Source organism: Rothia nasimurium, from assembly GCF_004569295.1.
In the GTDB taxonomy this organism is placed as follows: Bacteria; Actinomycetota; Actinomycetes; order Actinomycetales; family Micrococcaceae; genus Rothia; species Rothia nasimurium_B.
Map to the genome: position 1 here is coordinate 1 of NZ_SPQC01000018.1, position 19,980 is coordinate 19,980.

The 19,980-nt window shown below is 59.2% G+C and carries 19 protein-coding genes; 13 read left to right on the forward strand and 6 right to left on the reverse strand.

The window, feature by feature from the left end:
- Positions 1-170: 170 nt before the first annotated feature.
- Positions 171-635, forward strand: coding sequence for a hypothetical protein (locus E4U03_RS06170; protein ID WP_135012499.1), 465 nt, complete (start codon positions 171-173; stop codon positions 633-635).
- 1,536 nt (positions 636-2,171) lie between these two features.
- Here the strand turns inward: E4U03_RS06170 and E4U03_RS06175 are convergent.
- On the reverse strand, positions 2,172-3,290 hold the full coding sequence (locus E4U03_RS06175; RefSeq protein WP_135012501.1) for a VIT1/CCC1 transporter family protein: 1,119 nt from the start codon (positions 3,288-3,290) through the stop codon (positions 2,172-2,174).
- A 568-nt stretch (positions 3,291-3,858) separates the two neighbouring features.
- On the opposite strand from E4U03_RS06175, the gene E4U03_RS06180 reads away from it, so the two are divergent.
- A complete protein-coding gene (locus E4U03_RS06180; protein WP_135012503.1) occupies positions 3,859-4,362 on the forward strand; it encodes a Dps family protein in 504 nt (167 codons plus the stop codon).
- An 86-nt stretch (positions 4,363-4,448) separates the two neighbouring features.
- Here E4U03_RS06180 and E4U03_RS06185 read toward each other — a convergent pair whose 3' ends face one another.
- A complete protein-coding gene (locus E4U03_RS06185; RefSeq protein ID WP_135012505.1) occupies positions 4,449-5,099 on the reverse strand; it encodes an HAD family hydrolase in 651 nt (216 codons plus the stop codon).
- A 50-nt stretch (positions 5,100-5,149) separates the two neighbouring features.
- Between E4U03_RS06185 and E4U03_RS06190 the strand changes: the two genes are divergently transcribed.
- Positions 5,150-5,743, forward strand: coding sequence for a hypothetical protein (locus E4U03_RS06190; protein ID WP_135012507.1), 594 nt, complete (start codon positions 5,150-5,152; stop codon positions 5,741-5,743).
- A 17-nt stretch (positions 5,744-5,760) separates the two neighbouring features.
- On the opposite strand, the gene E4U03_RS06195 is transcribed toward E4U03_RS06190, so the two are convergent.
- Both E4U03_RS06195 and E4U03_RS06200 read right to left on the reverse strand, forming a co-directional pair.
- A complete protein-coding gene (locus E4U03_RS06195) occupies positions 5,761-6,039 on the reverse strand; it encodes a hypothetical protein (RefSeq protein WP_209304131.1) in 279 nt (92 codons plus the stop codon).
- Between the two features lie 421 nt (positions 6,040-6,460).
- Positions 6,461-6,901: a hypothetical protein gene (locus E4U03_RS06200; protein WP_135012509.1), complete on the reverse strand. Its 441-nt coding sequence runs from the start codon at positions 6,899-6,901 to the stop codon at positions 6,461-6,463.
- 221 nt (positions 6,902-7,122) lie between these two features.
- Between E4U03_RS06200 and clpB the strand changes: the two genes are divergently transcribed.
- The 10 genes from clpB to E4U03_RS13365 all read left to right on the forward strand — a co-directional run bounded on the left by clpB (position 7,123) and on the right by E4U03_RS13365 (position 17,007).
- Complete coding sequence (gene clpB / locus E4U03_RS06205; RefSeq protein WP_135012511.1) at positions 7,123-9,711, forward strand: ATP-dependent chaperone ClpB; 2,589 nt, start codon at positions 7,123-7,125, stop codon at positions 9,709-9,711.
- 165 nt (positions 9,712-9,876) lie between these two features.
- Entirely contained in the window at positions 9,877-10,809 is a 933-nt protein-coding gene (locus tag E4U03_RS06210; RefSeq protein WP_209304134.1) for a Sir2 family NAD-dependent protein deacetylase, read from the forward strand.
- 160 nt (positions 10,810-10,969) lie between these two features.
- Positions 10,970-11,566, forward strand: coding sequence for a DUF4956 domain-containing protein (locus E4U03_RS06215; protein ID WP_135012513.1), 597 nt, complete (start codon positions 10,970-10,972; stop codon positions 11,564-11,566).
- Between the two features lie 303 nt (positions 11,567-11,869).
- Positions 11,870-12,649: a polyphosphate polymerase domain-containing protein gene (locus E4U03_RS06220; protein ID WP_135012515.1), complete on the forward strand. Its 780-nt coding sequence runs from the start codon at positions 11,870-11,872 to the stop codon at positions 12,647-12,649.
- 100 nt (positions 12,650-12,749) lie between these two features.
- Positions 12,750-14,252, forward strand: coding sequence for a carbohydrate-binding domain-containing protein (locus E4U03_RS06225; protein ID WP_228065938.1), 1,503 nt, complete (start codon positions 12,750-12,752; stop codon positions 14,250-14,252).
- 318 nt (positions 14,253-14,570) lie between these two features.
- Positions 14,571-14,777, forward strand: coding sequence for a DUF3073 domain-containing protein (locus tag E4U03_RS06230; protein WP_135012516.1), 207 nt, complete (start codon positions 14,571-14,573; stop codon positions 14,775-14,777).
- Positions 14,778-14,962: 185 nt separating this feature from the next.
- Positions 14,963-15,994, forward strand: coding sequence for a phosphodiester glycosidase family protein (locus E4U03_RS06235; RefSeq protein ID WP_135012518.1), 1,032 nt, complete (start codon positions 14,963-14,965; stop codon positions 15,992-15,994).
- A 5-nt stretch (positions 15,995-15,999) separates the two neighbouring features.
- On the forward strand, positions 16,000-16,434 hold the full coding sequence (locus tag E4U03_RS13355) for a glycosyltransferase (RefSeq protein ID WP_228065940.1): 435 nt from the start codon (positions 16,000-16,002) through the stop codon (positions 16,432-16,434).
- 33 nt (positions 16,435-16,467) lie between these two features.
- Positions 16,468-16,812 carry a hypothetical protein gene (locus E4U03_RS13360; RefSeq protein WP_228065942.1) on the forward strand — a complete coding sequence of 115 codons (345 nt, stop codon included), beginning with the start codon at positions 16,468-16,470 and terminating at the stop codon, positions 16,810-16,812.
- A gap of 27 nt (positions 16,813-16,839) precedes the next feature.
- Positions 16,840-17,007, forward strand: coding sequence for a hypothetical protein (locus E4U03_RS13365; protein ID WP_228065944.1), 168 nt, complete (start codon positions 16,840-16,842; stop codon positions 17,005-17,007).
- A 79-nt stretch (positions 17,008-17,086) separates the two neighbouring features.
- Here E4U03_RS13365 and purM read toward each other — a convergent pair whose 3' ends face one another.
- Both purM and purF read right to left on the reverse strand, forming a co-directional pair.
- Positions 17,087-18,229 carry a phosphoribosylformylglycinamidine cyclo-ligase gene (gene purM, locus E4U03_RS06245; RefSeq protein WP_135012520.1) on the reverse strand — a complete coding sequence of 381 codons (1,143 nt, stop codon included), beginning with the start codon at positions 18,227-18,229 and terminating at the stop codon, positions 17,087-17,089.
- Positions 18,230-19,957 carry an amidophosphoribosyltransferase gene (gene purF / locus E4U03_RS06250; RefSeq protein WP_135012522.1) on the reverse strand — a complete coding sequence of 576 codons (1,728 nt, stop codon included), beginning with the start codon at positions 19,955-19,957 and terminating at the stop codon, positions 18,230-18,232.
- Positions 19,958-19,980 lie beyond the last annotated feature (23 nt).

Below are 19,980 nucleotides of genomic sequence, written 5' to 3' on the forward strand. Positions count from 1 at the left end.
TCGGCCAGTAGGCGTAGGGCTCTTGTTTTGAGTTCTTGGGGGTATTTGGTGGGCATGGGTGAAGTTCCTTTGCTCTTTTTTGTTTGTTTCCAATGTACGGGGTCGGAACTAAACCCAGTACATATCACTCTTTTAGAGATATTTATTATCAGGCCACCTCCGGCATCCAAATGGGTTTATTTGTCACGACCCAATATAGTGGTGGATTTGTTGGTTACCAAGCCTTTCTTGATTCCGCAGGCCATGCAGAAACTACTCCCTTGCAGTATTTTGCTTCTGCACCTAATACCCCTGAGGCTGATTTAAACTGGAGTGACGCTACCAGCCAGCCTACTAATAACTCCCTATATGCGAATGGTGAGGGGTCTTTTACTCCTGTTACTAATGGAGCGACCGGCGTTGCTGGCACTTACGGCACTAGTAGCGGATTTTGGTTTTCAGTACCTACAAATAATACTGCAACTAGGACTGACTATATTTCTGGGTCTACGGCTACCTTAGCTGCGGGAGCTAGTTTTATTACCCAGGTTGAATTTACTGTTCCGGCAGGTAGTCAAGCAAGCTGGCCAGGATCAAATATGAAAATAAATGGTAGTTTGTGGAATAAGCAACTGACTGGGACTCTAACAGATTAGATAACTCAGAGTACTTATCTTCAGGTAGCTAGTGTTGCTGGAAAGTGGATAGCGCAAGCTCCTACAAATACGCGCAATACGGATGGTTCTTATACTTTTGTATCAACTATTACCTATACAACAACTAAGACTTTAACCCTTACTCAAAAAGGAAATAAGTATTAGGGTCAGGTTATAATTATGCCTGCGACGATTGCGTTGAATCCATCTTACGGATGGGACTATTTTTCTCTCACCTCGTCTGTCCAGCCGGCAAATATCACTTATTCTGCTGATGGAGGTACTGTTACTCAAAATATTACTGGGCTAACGATTACTTCGAAGCTTAATCCATAGGAATTATATATAGATAATATTTTAAGCTTTTTCTATGTAAGACCAGGAAAACTCTTCGATAACCATGGTGTTGCTCTGTGCTGCGAAAAATCCTAGTAATCGTCTGCTTCAAGTTAGTGTAAGGGTCTTTATTTTGTAAGATATTTTAAACATTAGAAATAAGTGGATTTTGTCAGAGCAGCAAATTCTAGAAGTTTATTTAAACTGTAAATGTACTCTCAAAGAGGCGATGGCTTATACTTTTATTTCTGCTTCTGTCTATTGAGGTTTATTCAAAAGTTCTTCCATCCACCCAAAACACCCCCCCCGTATCACCGAAAGCACCTGATAATACACGCCAAGTGGCCTCCGGAACCCCGAATGTAACACCTGCTAAGTTTTGATATAAGCGGTAAGTCCGCTCCACCACCGACCGCAACCGGTTGAGCACCTGATTATTCCGCCTCTGCGGGGCGGTGAACCCAATTCCCTGGCAAGTGTTTAACCGGAGTAATCAGCCCCAAACTCACATAACCCTTACCCTCCAGCGTCGTCTCATTTGGACACTTCCCTAGCCTGTGAGTCTTGACAGCAGAAGCATTATACTTAGCTCCAGATGCCGGGTCAGCGATAGCAAGGAGCTGGCTGTCCAGGGCGCAGATGACCTGGTGATTGACCCCGGCGTGTTTGTGTTTGTCAGAGAAATTTGTTTTGCCTAATGAAGCCAGTTCTTGGTGGGAACAAGGGAGCAATCATCAGGGAACTTGGTGTTTTCAAGGAGGGGATATTCTCGTGGTTTAACTGCTGGTTTTAGGACCTTGAGTAGGGCGTTTTCGATTTTGCTGATAGCCCTGGTAAGTTGAGCTGGGAGACCTCAAAGTGGTCGGCTAGGGTTTCTATGGGGTGTAATTCTGCCGGTGACGGAGCAAGGTTGCTTTCAATGCTTGGAGGGCATTGAGTCTGCTGCCCAGGTGAGATGGTAGATGGGGGGGCTGTGAGGAGTTTAGCGAATTGCTGCGTGGTGGTGAGCCCAGTTGTACGCTGGTGTTACAACGGTTCTTCCCAGCTGGTTTGAGGTTATTTGTAGAAATTTGACAATCAAGGTTGCCTGTTGGGTGAGGGTCGTTGTCTAGTTGGTGGTGGGAGCTTTTGAATAACCCTCTTAGCTGCAATAAATCTGACTAAATCCTGGGGGTATTTTATATGAGTAAGTCTCTTTATCTACAAGAAGCTGGCATTAAATACTAAACCTAGCAGGTAGGTGGCTAGGGCTGCGCCGTAACCGATGGTTAGCTGGCGCAGGCCGCGCTTGAGGGGTGAGGCACCTGAGAGTAGACCCACTACGCCGCCGGTGACCATCAGGGCAAAGCCCACCAGCAGCATGGAAATCAGCATAGCTGCGCCGCCAGACATGCCGAAAATGTAGGGCAGGATCGGGACGAGGGCGCCGGATGCAAAGAAGCAGAAGCTTGAGGCGGCAGCCCCCATGTCGCTGCCGAGCGCACCGTGGGCATCCTCGGCGTCCTCCCCCTCAATATCGTCGCGGAAGGAGAGCGAAGGGTCGCAGTCGCAGGTGAAATAGCCAAAGCGTTCCATGGCGCGGTGGCGGGCGGCCTCCTCGCTCATGCCGCGGGCTTTATAGATTAGTTCCAGCTCGTTCTGGTTGATGTCTAGCTGATGGGCCACGTCGAGGGTGACCTGGGTGGGGCGGGAGGCATCTAGGAGTTCGCGCTGGGAGCGCACCGAAACAAACTCACCGGCAGCCATAGACAGGGCGCCTGCAAGTAGGCCGGCAACGCCGGAGAGAAGCACCATGGAGCTGCTGACGCCGGTCGCGCCCACACCCATGATGAGGGCAGCGTTTGAGACCAGGCCATCGTTGGCGCCAAAGACGGCGGCGCGGAAGTTACCCGAGAGCTTTTCGCGACCAGAGGTGGAAAGTGCTCGAATGATTTCTTCGTGGATTGCCTCGTCAGCTGCCATAGCTTCGGTGGCATCGGGGTCTTCCGCGTAGGGGGAGCGGCCCTCGGCGCGCTGAGCTAGGGCGAGCACGAAGACTGAGCCGAAGTTCTTGGCAAGAAGCTCTAGAAAGCGGGCGGAAACGGACGGACGCGGCTCGGGGGTGGCGTGTTCGCCTAGCAGGGTGCGCCAGTGGTCCTGGTGCCGGAGTTCTGCCTGGGCGACTTCTCTGAGGATTTCTGCTTCTTTTCCCTCAGCCCGGTCGGCCAGAGCGGCATAGATGCGGGCTTCTGAGATTTCTTCGGCGAGATAGCGACGCCAGCGGCGAATTTGAGCGCGGCTTGGCTGGGTGGAGGGGGCATGGGGGGCGGCTGCTGGCATGGTGTTTACCTTTGGTCAGGAGCCGAAGCGGGGCGAAAATTGCATACACTTCGGCTAAAGAAACTGTAGTTTTCTTAACCGAAGGTCTCGCTCGCCGCTTGTGAGAAGCGGTGGTTTACCGGGTGCCGCACCTGGGGTGGGCGAGCCAGTATGTCGATAAACCGCTTTGGCGCTGGGCGCCTGTGGGAACTACTCCCCTTCGTCGCCTACTACTTTATCTACTCAGGTACTTTCTGTGCAAAGTGATATGTAGCTCTGCGCGGACGCCTGTGGGTGGGGAGCGAGCTGAAGGCAGAAAATTTTTTTGACGGTTTTAATTAGCGCTGGTTCTTTTGCGCTAATTCAGATGTGTAGTGTTTGCGGCGGTGTTTATGCTGGTCACCACCACTGAGGTTAGGCTTGCATAAGCTGAAATGTAGGTATATTTCCTAGTCATGCCAGGTTTTACTTATTATGATTTATTCATAATAAGCCTTGAAAAGCTGCAACGAGATGCGTAAGGTTAGATGTAGACAAGCCGCCAGGCTCTCCCGCATAGCCTGGCACTCTAACGAAAGGAAAGCCTGCTATGAGCAAGTACGCATCATTCACCGTCCCCGGTCTCACCGAAGAATCAGGCCACCATGTAGCCGACGTTCTGCAGCTTCGCCTGCACGCCCTGAACGACCTGCACCTGGTGCTCAAGCACGCCCACTGGAATGTTGTTGGCCCCAACTTCATCGCTGTTCACGAAATGCTCGACCCCCAGGTCGACCTGGTGCGCGGCTTCGTCGACGCCATTGCAGAGCGCATGGCCACCATGGGTGTGGCTCCCAATGGCCTCTCCGGCGACCTGGTCGAAAAGCGCACCTGGGCTGAATACGATGTTGACCGCGCGGACGCTATGACTCACATTCGTGCCCTGAATGAGGTCTACAACGTTGTAGTTGAAGACCACCGTGCAGCTATTGCCAAGGTGGGCGACATCGACCCCATCACCGAGGATCTGTTGATTGGTCAGACCGCTGAGCTGGAGCTCTTCCAGTGGTTCCTGCGTGGCCACCTCGAAGACGGTCAGGGCAACCTCAAGTAAGCCTTAGAGCTTCAAAACTTGAACCACGCACTAAAGGCGGGTCTATCACGCGATAGACCTGTCTTCTCTATGTGGTAATGCAGCTCTTAGCCCTCGATCAGTGCTCGAATCTTATCGAGGGTGAGTTCTGTGTGGGTGTAGCGGGCGTGGCCCAGGTGCTCGGACACCTCGGTCATGCCGGGCACTATGACCACTTTCATGCCTGCGGCCATAGCACTCTGCGCGCCAGAAGCAGAATCCTCTACCGCAACACAGTTGGCGGGGTCTACCCCTAAATTACGGGCTGCAAGCAGGTAGGGCTCGGGGTCGGGCTTAGCGTGAGTGACCTGCTCATCGGTGACCAGGGTTTTGAAAAGCCCCTCCGGCGCCAGCTTGGCGGTGTTGGCAGCAACCTCGGTGGTCGCGTTGGTGACAATTCCCGCGGAGACGCCAGCCTCAGCCACCTGCGCCAAGAGCGCCTCAATACCGGGCAGCAGCTCAACACGGGCGTCCTTCAAGAGAACTGACATCTTGGCCTTAAGTCGGTCGTACAGCTCGTCAGCAGAAACATCTGCACCCAGCTCCTGCATGCGGGCAAAGGTGACTGCGGCAGGTTTGCCCAGGGCCATGAGCGTATCTTGTTCGGTCCAGGAGGCTCCGAACTCGGCGGTCAGGGCGGTTTTAGCCTCAGCCCAGAGGGGCTCGGTATCTACAAGGGTTCCGTCGTGGTCAAAGAAAATAGCTTCAAGTCTGCTCATATATACCACCCTACCCGTCCGCAGAGCTCTGCCCGGTTAAGATAGGTGGGGTGAACCAAGAGCACTCTACATCTAGCCCTGACTCTGCTTCTGCCCACCCGCGTCTACGGCGGCAAGCGAGCCCCGCCCGGCAGGCCTTGGCCTACTTGCTGGTACCCATGGCTTTTATCTCGGCTACCTGGATTACCGCCGGGCGCGCCCTTTTTGGCGCTGGGGGAGAGCTTGTGCCTATCTATGCGATATCGTTCGGGCCTGCCTTGCTCATTATTCTGCTGGTGGCTGCCCTGTTTTCCTTTAAGGAAATGGGGCTACAGGCTGCCGGGGTGCGGGCTGGTTTGCCGCCTATCACAGCCCTGGTGGCGGTTTCTACGTGGGTTCTGGCTGGCTTCTTTGGCATGGTTGCCCCTGATCGGTTGCAGGGAGAGAATATCTCGGCGGCGGCAGCCCTGCTGGGCCCCGACGTCATTGGCCTCTCTGCAGCCTTTGGGAATACCAGCGGAATCCTGACCTTTTCATTCGCCATTGCCACTCTACTTCTGGCCATGAGTGACTACCGAAAAGCGCGGGCTCTCACGCGTGGGCTGGACGACGCAACCCGCGAACGCCTCGAACGAGAAGAGTCCATGTACGACTTTCTCGACTAGAAAAGCACCAAAGCTCCTTAGAGCCCTAGCTTCTTTAGCCATCCGGTGAGTACCTCGGTGGCGGCCGCAGTGAGTTTTTCGGCATAAAGGGAGGCTTCGCGGCGAATGACCGCCACATCCTGCTCTGAGGCCCTGATGTAGTCGGCATAGGCGATGAGCCACTGCTCGATATGGTGGGGGTTGACCTCAAGATGGAACTGGAGGGCCAGCGCGCAGGGGCGCCCCGCTTCTTCAAAGAGGAAGGGGTAGTCCTGGGTGTCGTTCACGCTGATGGGAGCGCCCAGAATAACCAACAAATCCGCCTCGCGAACCTCGGGGGTGTTGAGGGCGTCAATACCGGCGTCACGGTATTCGACAGCAAAGCCGCGTTCGGTCAGTAAATCTTCAAAGATGCCTAAATCTTCAAGGCGACGTGGCGAATAGCGTAGGCGGTGAGGGTCATGGTTCTCCCTGTATGTGAAGCGATTGACAGATAGCTTACCCGAGGGAGAGGCCTACCTTATAACCGCTGGACGCGAGACTTCGCCCGCCTGCCAGGAGAAGGGCGACCAGTAAGGCTGCTATGAGAAGGGGAGCTCTACACCGATCAGGCCACACTGGAGGAAATAGAGCGGGGCAAAGAAGGCAAGGAAGAGCGGGGCAAGGGCTTTCATGCCGAGAACCTGAGGCAGAGAGCGGGCCAGGGCTGTGAGTATGATGAGTGGTGTGAACGTCAGGCTAAGCGAGAACAGCCCTAGCCAGAGGGTATAACGGTCGACGAAGTGTTCGGTGATGCCGTAGAAGGGGGGGTGAAAATGCCCAGCCGAGATGCTGTTCAGCTAAGGCGGGGAGGGCATAGGTGACGGCAAGGAGGCCGGGTAAGGTAGATGTAGCGAGGGTTACCCAGCCGTAGGCGGATTTGATAGGACGGTCTTCCCCGGCTTCGGTTGATGGGGTGAGTGTTCGTAGCACCCGACTGGCAATGAGGTAGAAGATTAGGGCAGCAGGTAGCTGTAGGGCCACAAGGCCCGCAAAGATAGGGCCGATAATCGTGAGATAGGCCGGAGAGAAGAGGAGATAGAGGGGTGCTGCCAGGGTGGCGATGGCGGTGAAGAGGAGAGCACCCCAATAGAGCCGGTGCGGGGCGTAGAGGTAGGACGGCGGATGTGAAGAAAACATGGGAGTCCTCCATAGGTTGGTGGTTAGCAACATGAAGGGGGCTTCCTGTTTAAATCTAGTTCAGAAATATTAGGCAGGTCAATGGCTGGCCAATGCTGGGTGTGAAAAAGTTCTTGTAAATATCTAGTGCAAATAAGTTGAGTGTAGTAGACTCAAGTTAAAGCTGAGTGGAATACACTCAAGTATGAACGAACTACCTACGCAAAAGGTAAAGGGGAATAATGAACGCACAATTTACAACCAAGAGCCAAGAAGCGCTCTCGGCAGCCAATATGAACGCCCAAACCGCGGGTAACCCCACCCTTGACACCTCCCACCTACTCAAGGCCCTCATGGATCAGCGCGAGGGAGTGGCAGTGGCCGTCCTTAAAACCGCAGGTCTCGACGTTGACGCCATCTCGCTAGCAGCCTCCACCGAGATTTCTAAACTCCCCAAGGTGCAGGGCGCCTCAGCCGCCCAGGCCCAGTCGGGCCGCGCCGTCCTGACCGCCATTCAAACCGCCCAAGCTAAGGCAGCCCAGTTCGGGGACACCTACATCTCTACCGAAATCCTGCTGTTGGCGCTCGCAGCGGGGGACGACGCCACCGCCCGCGCCCTACAGCAGACCGGGGCCACTGAAAAGACCATTGAAGACACCATTCCGACCGTGAGAGGAGACCGCACCGTGACCACTCCCGACCCCGAAAGCACCTTCGGCGCTCTAGAACAGTACGGCACCGACCTGACCGCCGTCGCCCGCGAAGGAAAACTTGACCCCGTTATTGGGCGCGATAGCGAAATTCGCCGCGTCATCCAGGTGCTCTCCCGCCGAACCAAGAACAACCCCGTGCTCATTGGCGAACCCGGCGTCGGTAAAACCGCCGTCGTTGAGGGCCTGGCCCAGCGCATGGTCTCGGGCGACGTGCCCGAATCCCTGCGCGGTAAGACCCTGGTTTCCCTCGACCTGGGCGCAATGGTCGCCGGTGCCAAGTACCGCGGCGAGTTCGAAGAGCGCCTCAAGGCTGTGCTGGAAGACATCAAGAAGTCCGAGGGGCAAATCGTCACCTTCATCGATGAGATTCACACAGTTGTTGGGGCAGGTGCCTCCGAAGGGTCCATGGACGCCGGCAACATGCTCAAGCCCATGCTAGCCCGTGGCGAGCTGCGCCTAATCGGTGCAACTACCCTCGACGAATACCGCGAAAACATCGAAAAGGACGCCGCCTTGGAACGCCGCTTCCAGCAGGTCTACGTGGGTGAACCCAGCGTCGATGACACCATCGGTATTCTGCGCGGCCTTAAAGAACGTTACGAGGCCCACCACAAGGTCGCCATTGCAGACTCCGCCCTGGTGGCTGCCGCCAACCTGTCCAACCGCTACATCCCCTCGCGCCAGCTGCCCGACAAGGCCATCGACCTGATCGACGAGGCAGCCTCCCGTCTGCGTATGGAAATCGACTCGGCTCCCGAAGAAATCGACGCCCTGCGCCGCGCCGTTGACCGCCTGACCATGGAAGAACTGGCCCTGGCCAACGAGACCGACCCTGCCTCCGTCGAGCGCCTTGAAGCCCTACGGGCAGACATGGCCGACAAGAAGGAAGAACTGGACGCCCTTAACGCCCGCTGGGAAGCTGAAAAGGCCGGGCTCAACCGCGTCGGCGACCTCAAAACCCAAATCGACGAGCTGCGTTCCAAGGCAGAAGTCGCCCAGCGCGAAGGCAACCTGGCTGAAGCCTCCCGCGTGCTCTACGGTGAAATCCCCGCCCTCGAAGCCGAGCTGGCCGCAGCCCAGCAGGCCGAGAGCACCGTGTCCGAAGAGTCCATGGTCTCTGAAGAAGTAACCGCCGACGATATCGCCGAGGTAATCTCCTCCTGGACCGGCATTCCCGCCGGACGCATGCTCCAGGGCGAATCGGAGAAGCTCCTGCACATGGAAGACGAGCTGGGCAAGCGCCTTATCGGCCAGCGCCAGGCAGTCACCGCTGTCGCCGATGCCGTCCGCCGCTCCCGCGCAGGCATCGCCGACCCCGACCGTCCTATCGGCTCCTTCCTCTTCCTGGGCCCCACCGGCGTCGGTAAAACCGAGCTCGCCAAGGCCCTGGCCGAGTTCCAGTTCGACGACGAACGTGCCCTGGTGCGTATCGACATGAGCGAATACGCCGAAAAGCATGCCGTTGCCCGCCTGGTTGGTGCCCCTCCCGGGTACGTCGGCTACGAAGAGGGCGGCCAGCTCACCGAAGCTGTACGCCGCCGCCCCTACTCAGTCGTGCTCCTCGACGAGGTTGAAAAAGCCCACCCCGAGGTCTTCGACATCCTGCTCCAGGTACTCGACGACGGACGCCTGACCGATGGCCAGGGCCGCACCGTGGACTTCCGCAACGTCATCCTGATTCTGACCTCCAACCTGGGCTCCCAGTTCCTGATTGACCAGAACCTCGATGATGAAGCCCGCAAGAGCGCCGTCATGAACACCGTCAACGCCAGCTTCAAGCCGGAATTCCTCAACCGCCTGGATGAGGTCATCATGTTCGAGCCCCTCTCAGCCGATAACCTGGCCTCTATCGTGGGCCTCCAGATCGCTTCCATGGCCCGCCGACTGGAAGACCGCCGCCTGACCCTGGACGTCACCCCCGCCGCCACCGAGTGGCTGGGACTTGCCGGCTACGACCCGGCCTACGGTGCGCGTCCGCTCCGCCGCCTCGTGCAGCGCGAAATCGGCGACCGCCTGGCCAAGGGAATCCTAGCCGGTGCCATCAAGGACGGCGACACCGTGTGCGTGGACGTCAACCCCGACGTCGCCGTGGACGGGCTGGTCGTCACCGCCGAGTAAAAGCCGGGAATGACCCTATCGTTTCTCCCTTGACCCTACGGATTATCTCGGGGTCAAGAGAGAAACGATAGGGTCTTTATCTTTTAAACTGGAAGAGTGAACCAGACCCAGCCCCGCCTCGCACCCAACACGCTCGATACCCGCTTTGTCGGGGCGTCCGCGTCCATCACCGCGCACGCCGATATCGCCGCCACCCACGCGGCGGCCCTGCGATCCATCGACCGGGTGGTGGCTGAAACGGCCCAGCCCACTGACCCGCAGGTAGCGGCGGACGGCGTCCGGCAAATCTTGCGCGACGGGCAGGTTCTGGTGCTCACCGGGGCAGGAATCTCCACAGGCTCAGGGATCCCTGACTACCGCGGCCCCGCCGGGTCCTTGCGCAACCACCGGCCTATGACCTACCAGGAATTCCGCTTCGACGAGGTGGCGCGGCAGCGATACTGGGCCCGCTCCTTTGTGGGCTGGCGGCAGATGAACCGGGCCCGCCCCAATACCGCCCACTACCTACTCGCAGACCTCGAAGCCCAGGGGCGCCTTACCGGGCTGATTACCCAAAACGTGGACGGTCTGCACACCGCAGCTGGCTCCCGCACAGTCGTTACCCTGCACGGGGACCTCTCCCGCATCGAGTGCCTAGACTGCGGGGCAGACGAGGGACGCACCTCCCTGGACGCCCGCATCGAAGCCGCCAACCCCGGCTACCTCGAACGCCTTGCCAGCACCACCTTGCAAGTTAACCCCGACGGGGATGCCGACATCGACGCCCGTTTTATCCAAGATTTTCAGATGGTCGGCTGCCTAGCCTGCGGCTCAACCAAGCTCAAACCCGCAGTGGTCTACTTCGGCGAACCCGTGCCGCCTGCCCGCAAGCAGGCCGTGAAAGAACTGGGGGAGCAAGCGCGCTCCCTGCTGGTGCTCGGCTCATCCCTGGCCGTGATGAGCTCCTACAAAATCGCCCTCGACTTTGCCCGCGCGGGCAAGCCCATCGCCGTCATCAACCAGGGCCCGGGCCGGGCGGACGCGCGTGCCACCTACCTCTGGCGCGCCGACGTGACCGACGCCCTCTACGCTGTTACAGCCCCGCATGAAGGCATCTAAAACTTTTTCTTCTGTGAGTTTCACCAGGTCAAAGGCACTAAAGGGGCTGTCTGTAGGTGCTCATAAGTGAAGGCTAAGTACAACACAGGCTAAACACAGACTCTGGGAGAACACTGGTTATCAAGCAAAACAAGACCAGATACACCCCTCGGAGAACCCCGTGAACACCATCATCACAGCAGCCGCCCTCAATCTCGTCGCCATCCTGATTCTGTGCGGCATGTACGTGACCCGCCACCGCCGCCGCGACCTCGTGGTCTCTTACATCATCATCAACGTGGGCGTTTTCGCCGTCACCGTCGCCCTTGCTAACGCCGACGCCACCAGTGCGGGCATGGGCATGGGCCTCTTTGGCGTACTGTCCATCATCCGCCTGCGCTCCACCGAGCTCGACCAGCGCGAAGTCGCCTACTACTTTGCAGCCCTCGCCCTGGGCCTGCTCATGGGTATCGGACTCGAACCCATCGGCCTGGCTATCGGCCTCTCAGCCCTGCTGCTGGCCATCATGTTCGTGGTTGACCACTCCAAGCTCATGACCACCCTGCGCAGCCAGACCATCATCGTCGACCGCGCCATCAGCGACGAAGAAGAACTCAAGGCCTACCTCTCAACCCAGCTGGGCTACAGCATCGAGAACGCTACCATCGCCGAGCTTGACCTCATCAACGACAAGACCATCGCCAACATCCGCTACACCGTGGGGGACTCCAAGAAGACTCTGCCCGCCACCACCGGCTCCCTCACCAGCGTGCGCTAGAGGTTAGTGAGCGAGCAGGACGCCCGCACCCGCTTTACTTGCCAGGGGCAAGAAAGCCGGGGCGGACGTCCTTATTTTTACCTTTTGACAAGGGGAAATGAAAAAGTTTGGTATGCATAAGTTCAAGCTAAGTTCACCACAGCTTAAACATAGCTTCGCCCACCAGACTGTTAACAACAGCCAGAACAGAGCACAACAGAAAGACCGCCATGACTGCTACAGCCTTCACTCAGAACACAGCCCCCCCTGGTCCCGGCCCACTGGCCCGGCATCAGCCTGGACGAACTGAACGCCAAAGCAGCCATGCAGACCCGCGTCGACCGCAAGTACATCGTCGACAGCCTCTACGCCGCAGCCGTCCTCTCTAACCTGCCCGCCGATGCGTCCGTACTCGAAATCAACGGCGAACGCGACTTCGCCTACGACTCGGTCTACTTCGACACCGAAAACCTCGACTCCTACAAGCTCGCCGCCACCGGCCGCCGCAACCGCTACAAGATCCGCACCCGCTCCTACGTAGACACCGGCGACACCTTCCTCGAAGTCAAAACCGAAGGCGCCCGGGCGGTCACCGTCAAGGAACGCATCCCCTACCCCGCCGCAGACCGGGCCTACCTCAACGCCGCAGGCCGCGACTACGTCGAAGAATCCCTACGCGGTCTCATCGATGCCCCAGCCACCGCCTTCGAGCCCATCCTGACCACCGCCTACCGCCGCACCACCGTGCTGCTACCGGTATCCGAACACAACCCGGTCGACTCCCGCATGACCATCGACACCCACCTGACCTGGACCCCCATGAGCGAACGAGCCCTGGGGCGCCACTCCCAGTATGAAGTCGGCACCGACTACACAGCAGCTGGCATGGTCATCATCGAAACCAAGTCAGGCTCTGCCCCCTCGGTAGCAGACAAACACCTGTGGCGGGCAGGCATCCGCCCCTCGAAGATTTCAAAGTTCGCCACCGGCATGGCAGCCCTCAACCCCGATTTGCCCTCCAACAAGTGGAACCGGACCATCGCCCGCAACATGTACCTGCAGCCGGTCGAAGCCGAAGCCCGCTTCGCGGCCCTGGCCAGCTAAAACCAGCCAGCTACAACAAACCAGCCCGAGCCCGGTGCCTGCCGGTAGCTAGACCCACAAACTTTCCATAAATCAAGACCAGAAAACAAAGGAAAAACCCATGAAGATGCCCGCAACCCTCACCAAAGCCCTGACCTCCGTAGCCCTGGTCGGCACCCTGGCTCTGGCAGGCTGCTCCGCAGGAACCACCGCAAGCTCCAGCACTTCAACCACCACCTCATCAAGCTCAGCTGCGGCAACCGCTGTAGCGACCGCGTCCGGAACTACCGTAGCCTCCGTGATCAGCTACGACACCCACTACGACGCAGATGACCTCACCTGGGATGCCTCAACCGAAGTCACCATCGACCTCTCCAACCCCACCGCCACCGACGGCGTCACCGTTGAAAACGGCGTCATCACCATCACCGCCGCCGGTAACTACCGCCTCACCGGCACCCTGGCCGACGGGAAGGTTGTGGTCGCCGCCGGTGACGAGGAGGTCGTACGCCTGATCCTCGACAACGCCTCCATCACCAACAGTGACGGGGGCGCCATCGACGCTGAAAGCGCCAACGAAACCATCATCTACACCGAAGCTGGTACCACTAACACCGTCACCGACGGCTCCACCTACGCAGCCACCGGTGAAGAAGACCCCGACGCCGCCCTCTATGCCCGCACCGACCTGACCCTGGCCGGTGAAGGCACCCTGACCGTCACCGGTAACTACGGCGACGGCATCGCCAGCGGCGACGGCCTCACCATCGCAGGCGGCACCATCAACGTCACCGCCGCAGACGACGGCATCAAGGGTAAGGACTACGTCGATATTATCGGCGGTACCATCGACATCACCGCCACCAGCGACGGCATCAAGGCAACCAACGACACCGACGCCGAACGCGGCTGGGTACGCCTGCTGGATGGCACCGTCACCATCAGCGCAGGTGATGACGGCTTCAAGTCAGAACGCGAACTTGAAATCGCCGGTGGCACCCTGACCATCGAAGAATCGGTCGAAGCCATCGAGGGCCAGTACCTAACCATCAGCGGCGGCGTCACTAACGCCACCAGCTCCGATGACGGTATCAACGCCACCATCCCCTCCACCGACTCAACCTCAACCACCACCTCCGGCGGCGGTATGAACCAGGTGGTTGACGCGTCCATCTCCATCACCGGCGGAGAGCTCACCCTGAACGTTGAGGGCGACGGCATAGACTCCAACGGCACCGCTGAAATTTCGGGCGGCACCGTCATCGTCAACGGACCCTCCACCGGCGGCAACGGCGCAACCGACGCCGCGGGCGGCCTGACCATCACCGGCGGCACTCTGATCCAGGGCGACTCCGGCGACATGTTCGAGGGCATGGAAGGTGCCTACGCCCAGTTCTCTGCCAGCGTCTCATCGGGTGACACCGTAACCGTCACCAACTCCAGCGGTGAGGTTGTAGCTGAATACACCTCAACCAAGACCATCTCCCAGGTAGTTGTCGCCGGTAGCTCCATCACCGAGGGTGAAACCTACACCATCAGCGTCAACGGCTCAGAGGCCGGTACCGCTACCGCAACCTCCGGCGCTGTCGCAGGTGGTATGGGTGGCTTCGGCGGCCGCCCCTAAACCCCATAGACTCAGCTGGCGATAACGACACTCGCAGCCTAGACCTTCGCCGGCTGTCCTACCGCCGCTCCGCGTCACCTCTTTCTGGTCGGGTGACGCGGAGCTTCTCTTTGCCAGGAGGGGAGCTACGTGAAATAAAACGACCGTTCTCTATATTTTTGTGGTTTTAGCAGTTTCTTACATCTCATGTGGCGAACAGGCAAGCAAAGACGCACAAAAACATGTACCCTTAGATACAGAAAAGACTGAAAGTTTTTCTGGCACACCCCTGCGCGCACGCGGGTGGCCAGATACGAGCGATAAAGAGGGGGTCTCGCCATGGGGCGCGGCCGTCAGAAGGCTAAAGCAACTCGGCAGGCACGGGAGATGAAGTACTTCAGCCCCGACACCGACTACACTGCACTTGAGCGGGAGCTCAGCAAGAATGCTGGCTCTCAGTCTAAGTCGTCCGGTTATCAGTACGATGACGAGGACGACTACGCAGAATACGCAGATAAGTACGCCGACGATTATCAGGAGAAGTAACCCGCGTAGCACCACGCGGGTTCTTCCCGTCTCTTTTTCTAGCCCGCCACCGCCCGCCGGTGGCGGGCTTTTGTATGGGCGGGGCACGGACGTCCGCGCTCGGCTAGGTACGCTCGGTTGCAGTCACAGCTGGGGCATAGGTTAGACAAGCCTTTGTCATGGGTTAGCCGCCCATAGTTGAAGGTATGAACAACAGCGTAGACCAGAACATCGAACAGAACCCGCAGCAGCCCCAGGCTGAGCAGAAGACCAGCTGGGTTAAATCTAAAACCACTCGACGTACCGCCCTGATTGGCGGCCTGGGCCTCTTGGGCACCGCAGGCCTGGGCGGCGGCTGGGCCTACAACCGCTACCTGCGTGACCACACCGAAATCGCAGACGTAGCCGCCTACGAGGCTCAGGCTGCCTCTAACAGCACCACGAGCGCCGCGGCGTCCGACACCGAACTGACCAACATGCAGGTGACCGACACCGGCGTCACCGCAGATAACGGCTCTATCGCCCTGAACACCATCGTGCTCAACGAGGGCACCAGCGACCAAATCACCGCCTACACCGCGGAGGTCAAGCTGGGGTCAGCGAGCATCCTGCGCTCGGCCTTCGCTAACAACCAGTTCGGCCTGAACATTGTTGACCTACCCAGCAACATCGGCGCAGAACACAACGCTATCTGGGCTATCAACGGCGACTACTACGGCTTCCGCGAAACCGGCATTGTGGTGCGTAACGGCGTGGTTTACCGCGACTCTCCTGCCCGCACCGGCCTAGCCTTCTACGCTGACGGCAGCGTCAAAATCTACGACGAAACCGCCACCACCGCCCAGGCTCTCGTTGATAAGGGCGTGCTCAATACCCTCTCATTCGGCCCGGCACTGGTAGAGAACGGCGCGATTCTCGACGGCATCGAGGACGTCGAAGTCGACACCAACTTCGGTAACCATTCAATCCAGGGCGAGCAGCCTCGCACCGCAGTGGGCGTCATCGGTACCAACCACCTGCTCTTCATGGTGGTTGACGGCCGCTCAGAGGGCTACTCCCGCGGTGCCACCATGACCGAACTGGCCCAGATGATGATTGACGCCGGCTGCACCACCGCCTACAACATTGACGGTGGCGGCTCATCGGTCATGATTTTCAACGACTCACTGGTCAACAACCCGCTCGGTAAGGGCGAAGAACGCGAAACCAGCGACATTCTCTACATCGCAGGAGCCTAAACGCCATGCTGATTCTGATTCCCGCCTACAAGCCCGATACCTCCCTGGTGCGTCTTATCGACGATATAGACGCCCGTGCCCACGCCGAGGGCACCAGTGCCCGCGTGTTGGTGGTCAACGACGGCTCCGGCTCAGACTTCGCTCCTATCTTTGAGCAGGTCGAACAGCTGGGTGCCCGGCTAGCCCCTGCCCCCTCGGTCGAGCGTCGTTTTGCCCGGTCCGGGTTGGTATCGGTGACTGTGCTGCACCTGCCCGCTAACGGCGGTAAGGGTGCAGCGCTGCGGGCGGGAATCACCTGGGCTCAGGCTGAGGCACCCGGTGAGGTTATCGTGACCGCGGACGCTGATGGTCAGCACCCGCCCGCTGATATCCTGGCCGTGGGTAGGGAGGCTGAGGTGCAGGCGTCCGCCGGGCAAAAAACCCTGGTGATGGGTGTATGAACCATTGCCGACCCCACCGCCCCCGAGACCGGGGTGCCGCTGCGCTCCCGGGTGGGCAACGCCCTGACCGCCGCCCTGTTTGGCCTGTCGACCGGGCAGAAACTGGCTGATACCCAGACCGGTCTGCGCGGGCTGACCCCGCAGATTCTGCCCTGGGCGTTCGACCTGCCCGGTGACCGCTACGAGTACGAGTTCAATATGCTGCTGCGGGCCCCGCGCTTTGGGGTTCAACTGACCCAGGTGCCGATTACTAAGGTGTACGAGCCGGGTAACCCTACCAGCCACTTCAACCCGGTCCGGGACTCCCTGGGGCGCTACGCGGTACTAGCTGTAGCGATTCTGGCGACAAACACCGCTCTGCTGGAGGCCCTCACTTAGGTAGGGCTGCCGCTGCTGGCAGCTAAGGTGCTGGTCGAGCTGGTACTCATCTCGGTCAGTTTCGCGGCGCAGCGCCGCTGGGTGTTTGCCGATCAAGAGCAGGGCACACCGACAAAGAGCGCGGACGCTGCCCTCCCCGCGCCTGCGCCGGGCGAGCAGGCAAGTGAGCAGCAAGCCCTGCTCAAGGTTGCCTAACCCCTAACAATTGCGGAAAACGGTGGTGGGCCCGGTCAAAAGACCGGGCCCACCACCGTTGTATATGTTCCTGTAGGGCCTACTTGTAGGAGCCCAGCAGCACTGCCGCGCCGCCGTCCACGCCCTTAGCACCCTGCACGTAGTCGGGGTTGCTCTTGTGCTCGCCAGAATCCTTCTGTACGGTACCCAGTACCCACGAGGGCAGGCCGCGCTTATTCAGGCGCTCAACAGCCGCATCGGCAACAGAGGGGTCAACCACAGCAATCATGCCCACACCCAGGTTCAGGGTGCGTTCCAGATCAGCCTGGGGAACAGAACCCAGCTCACCAATCAGCTTGAAGATAGCGGGAATCTCCCAGGTAGAACGCTCCACCACACCCACAGTGCCCACGGGCAGCACACGGGCCAGGTTAGCGGCCAAGCCGCCACCGGTCACATGCGAGAAGCCGCGCACACCCGAACCGGTCTGGTCGTCCTCACCGTTCACGGGGAAAGCCTCAATCAGATCCAGGCAGTCAGCGGTGTAAATGCGGGTGGGCTCCAGCAGCTCCTCACCCAGGGTACGGCCCAGTTCGGCCACCTCACGCTCGTACTCCCAGCCAGCAACTGAAAGCACCTTGCGCACTAGGGAGTAGCCGTTAGAGTGAATACCGCTGGAGGCCATAGCAATCAGCACATCGCCTTCGCGCACGCGGTCGGGCCCCAGCAGCTCGTCGGCTTCAACGATGCCGGTAGCGGCACCTGCCACGTCGTACTCGTCCTCAGCCAGCAGACCGGGGTGCTCAGCGGTTTCGCCACCCACCAGGGCAGTACCAGCCAGGGAGCAGCCCTCAGCCACACCGCGCACAATATCGGCAATGCGCTCGGGCACCACCTTGCCGGTGGCAATGTAGTCGGTCATAAAGAGGGGGCGGGCACCGGTCACAACGATGTCATCAACGACCATACCCACCAGGTCATGGCCAATGGTGTGGTGGATATCGAGCTTCTGGGCAATTGCCACCTTAGTGCCCACACCATCGGTGGAGGTCGCCAGGTAGGGCTTACGGTAATCCTTGAGCACAGACAGGTCAAAGAGGCCAGCAAAGCCGCCCACCCCGCCAACCACACCGGCCCCGTGAGTTGCCTTGACGGCGTCCTTCATCAGCTCAACAGCGCGGTCGCCCGCCTCAACATCTACACCAGCCGAAGCGTAGGTAACTGCGTTCTGGTTCTCGCTCATTTAGCGGGCCTCTCGGTCAGTGCCGGTAGAATCGGCAGGAATCGTATCTTGGGGAAGGACTAAATCTTCAAGGTCTGAATCGGGGCCAGGCTCACAAGAACCGGTGCCCGATGACGCTGCCGGGGCACCATCAAACTTATGCTCCAGCGCCTCGGTGCCGGGGCGGGTTTCGATAGACACCGCCTTGGCCTTAGAAGGCTTATGAGCAACAGGACGCTCCACCGTCACCTCAGCCGCAGTACCGGCCAGCGGGCCTCCCTTGGAATCATCAAAGATGGACTTGCCACGGCGGTCTTCGCTGGGCAGCTCGATGGGGTACTTACCGGTAAAGCAGGCGGTGCACAGGCGCTCGCGGGGCTGCTCGGTAGCGGCAATCATGCCCTCTTCTGAGATGAAGCCCAGGGAATCTGCGCCCAGCGACTTACCGATCTCTTCAATGGTCAGGCCGTTAGCAATCAGCTCGGAGCGCGAGGCAAAGTCGATGCCGTAGAAACAGGGCCACTTGACCGGCGGGGAAGAAATCCGCACGTGTACCTCTTTCGCACCTGCCTCTCGCAGCATACGTACCAGGGCCCGCTGGGTGTTGCCGCGAACGATAGAATCGTCAATCACGACCAAGCGCTTACCCTCCACCACGGAGCGCAGGGGGTTGAGCTTGAGCCTAATGCCCAGCTGGCGGATGGTCTGCGAAGGCTGAATGAAGGTGCGGCCCACATAGGCGTTCTTCACCAGGCCGTTGCCGAAGGGAATACCCGACTCCTCAGCGTAACCAATCGCCGCCGGGGTACCAGATTCGGGGGTAGGCATGACCAGGTCAGCTTCTACCTGGTGCTCACGGGCCAGCTGACGCCCCATCTCAACACGGGACTCGTAGACGCTACGGCCCGAAATCGTGGTATCGGGGCGGGCCAAGTACACGTACTCAAAGACACAGCCGGCGGGCTTGGCCTCGGCGAAGCGCTGGGACCGCAGGCCGTCCTCGTCGATCGTGATGAACTCACCGGGCTCTACCTCGCGCACGAAGGAGGCACCGACGATGTCGAGGGCAGCGGTTTCTGAGGCAATAACCCAGCCGCGGTCAAGGCGGCCCAAGACCAGCGGACGCACGCCCTGGGGGTCGCGCGCAGCGTAGAGGGTGTGCTCGTCCATGAAGACCAGGCAGAAAGCCCCTGAGAGGGTAGGGAGTAGGTCGAGGGCGGCCTCTTCGAGGCTGTCAAAGTCGTGGTCCTTGAGCAGGGCCGTGACCAGGGCGGTGTCTGTGGTGTTGCCCTGGGCGAGTTCGCCGCGTTCGGGGCGCTTGCCGCCGTTCTTGGCTAGCAGGCGGTCGTAGAGGTCAGCTGAGTTAACCAGGTTGCCGTTGTGGGCGAGGGCGAGCGTGCCGTGGGGGGTGTCACCCAGGGTAGGCTGCGCGTTCTGCCAAATGTTGCCACCGGTGGTGGAGTAGCGGCAGTGGCCTACTGCCATGTGGCCGGTCATTGAGTTGAGGGTGGCCTCGTCAAACACCTGGGATACCAAGCCGATATCTTTGTAGACGTTTAGATGTTTGCCGTCGCTGGTGGCGATACCGGCTGACTCCTGGCCACGGTGCTGCAGGGCGTAGAGGCCGTAGTAGGTGAGCTTAGCGATATCTTCGCCGGGGGCCCATACGCCAAAGACGCCGCATTCGTCTTTAGGGCCGTGGTCAACGGGGTCAAGGTCGAAGGATAGTTTTCCGTCAGGACGAGCCAAGGTGGTTTTCCGTCTCTTGTTGT

Bases quoted from the DNA above. Each gene is read 5' to 3' on its own strand.
- E4U03_RS06170 (WP_135012499.1), top strand. From the start codon at position 171: ATGGGTTTATTTGTCACGACCCAATATAGTGGTGGATTTGTTGGTTAC.
- E4U03_RS06175 (WP_135012501.1), bottom strand. From the start codon at position 3,290: ATGCCAGCAGCCGCCCCCCATGCCCCCTCCACCCAGCCAAGCCGCGCT.
- E4U03_RS06180 (WP_135012503.1), top strand. From the start codon at position 3,859: ATGAGCAAGTACGCATCATTCACCGTCCCCGGTCTCACCGAAGAATCA.
- E4U03_RS06185 (WP_135012505.1), bottom strand. From the start codon at position 5,099: ATGAGCAGACTTGAAGCTATTTTCTTTGACCACGACGGAACCCTTGTA.
- E4U03_RS06200 (WP_135012509.1), bottom strand. From the start codon at position 6,901: ATGTTTTCTTCACATCCGCCGTCCTACCTCTACGCCCCGCACCGGCTC.
- clpB (WP_135012511.1), top strand. From the start codon at position 7,123: ATGAACGCACAATTTACAACCAAGAGCCAAGAAGCGCTCTCGGCAGCC.
- E4U03_RS06220 (WP_135012515.1), top strand. From the start codon at position 11,870: ATGCAGACCCGCGTCGACCGCAAGTACATCGTCGACAGCCTCTACGCC.
- E4U03_RS06225 (WP_228065938.1), top strand. From the start codon at position 12,750: ATGAAGATGCCCGCAACCCTCACCAAAGCCCTGACCTCCGTAGCCCTG.
- E4U03_RS06230 (WP_135012516.1), top strand. From the start codon at position 14,571: ATGGGGCGCGGCCGTCAGAAGGCTAAAGCAACTCGGCAGGCACGGGAG.
- E4U03_RS06235 (WP_135012518.1), top strand. From the start codon at position 14,963: ATGAACAACAGCGTAGACCAGAACATCGAACAGAACCCGCAGCAGCCC.
- E4U03_RS13355 (WP_228065940.1), top strand. From the start codon at position 16,000: ATGCTGATTCTGATTCCCGCCTACAAGCCCGATACCTCCCTGGTGCGT.
- purM (WP_135012520.1), bottom strand. From the start codon at position 18,229: ATGAGCGAGAACCAGAACGCAGTTACCTACGCTTCGGCTGGTGTAGAT.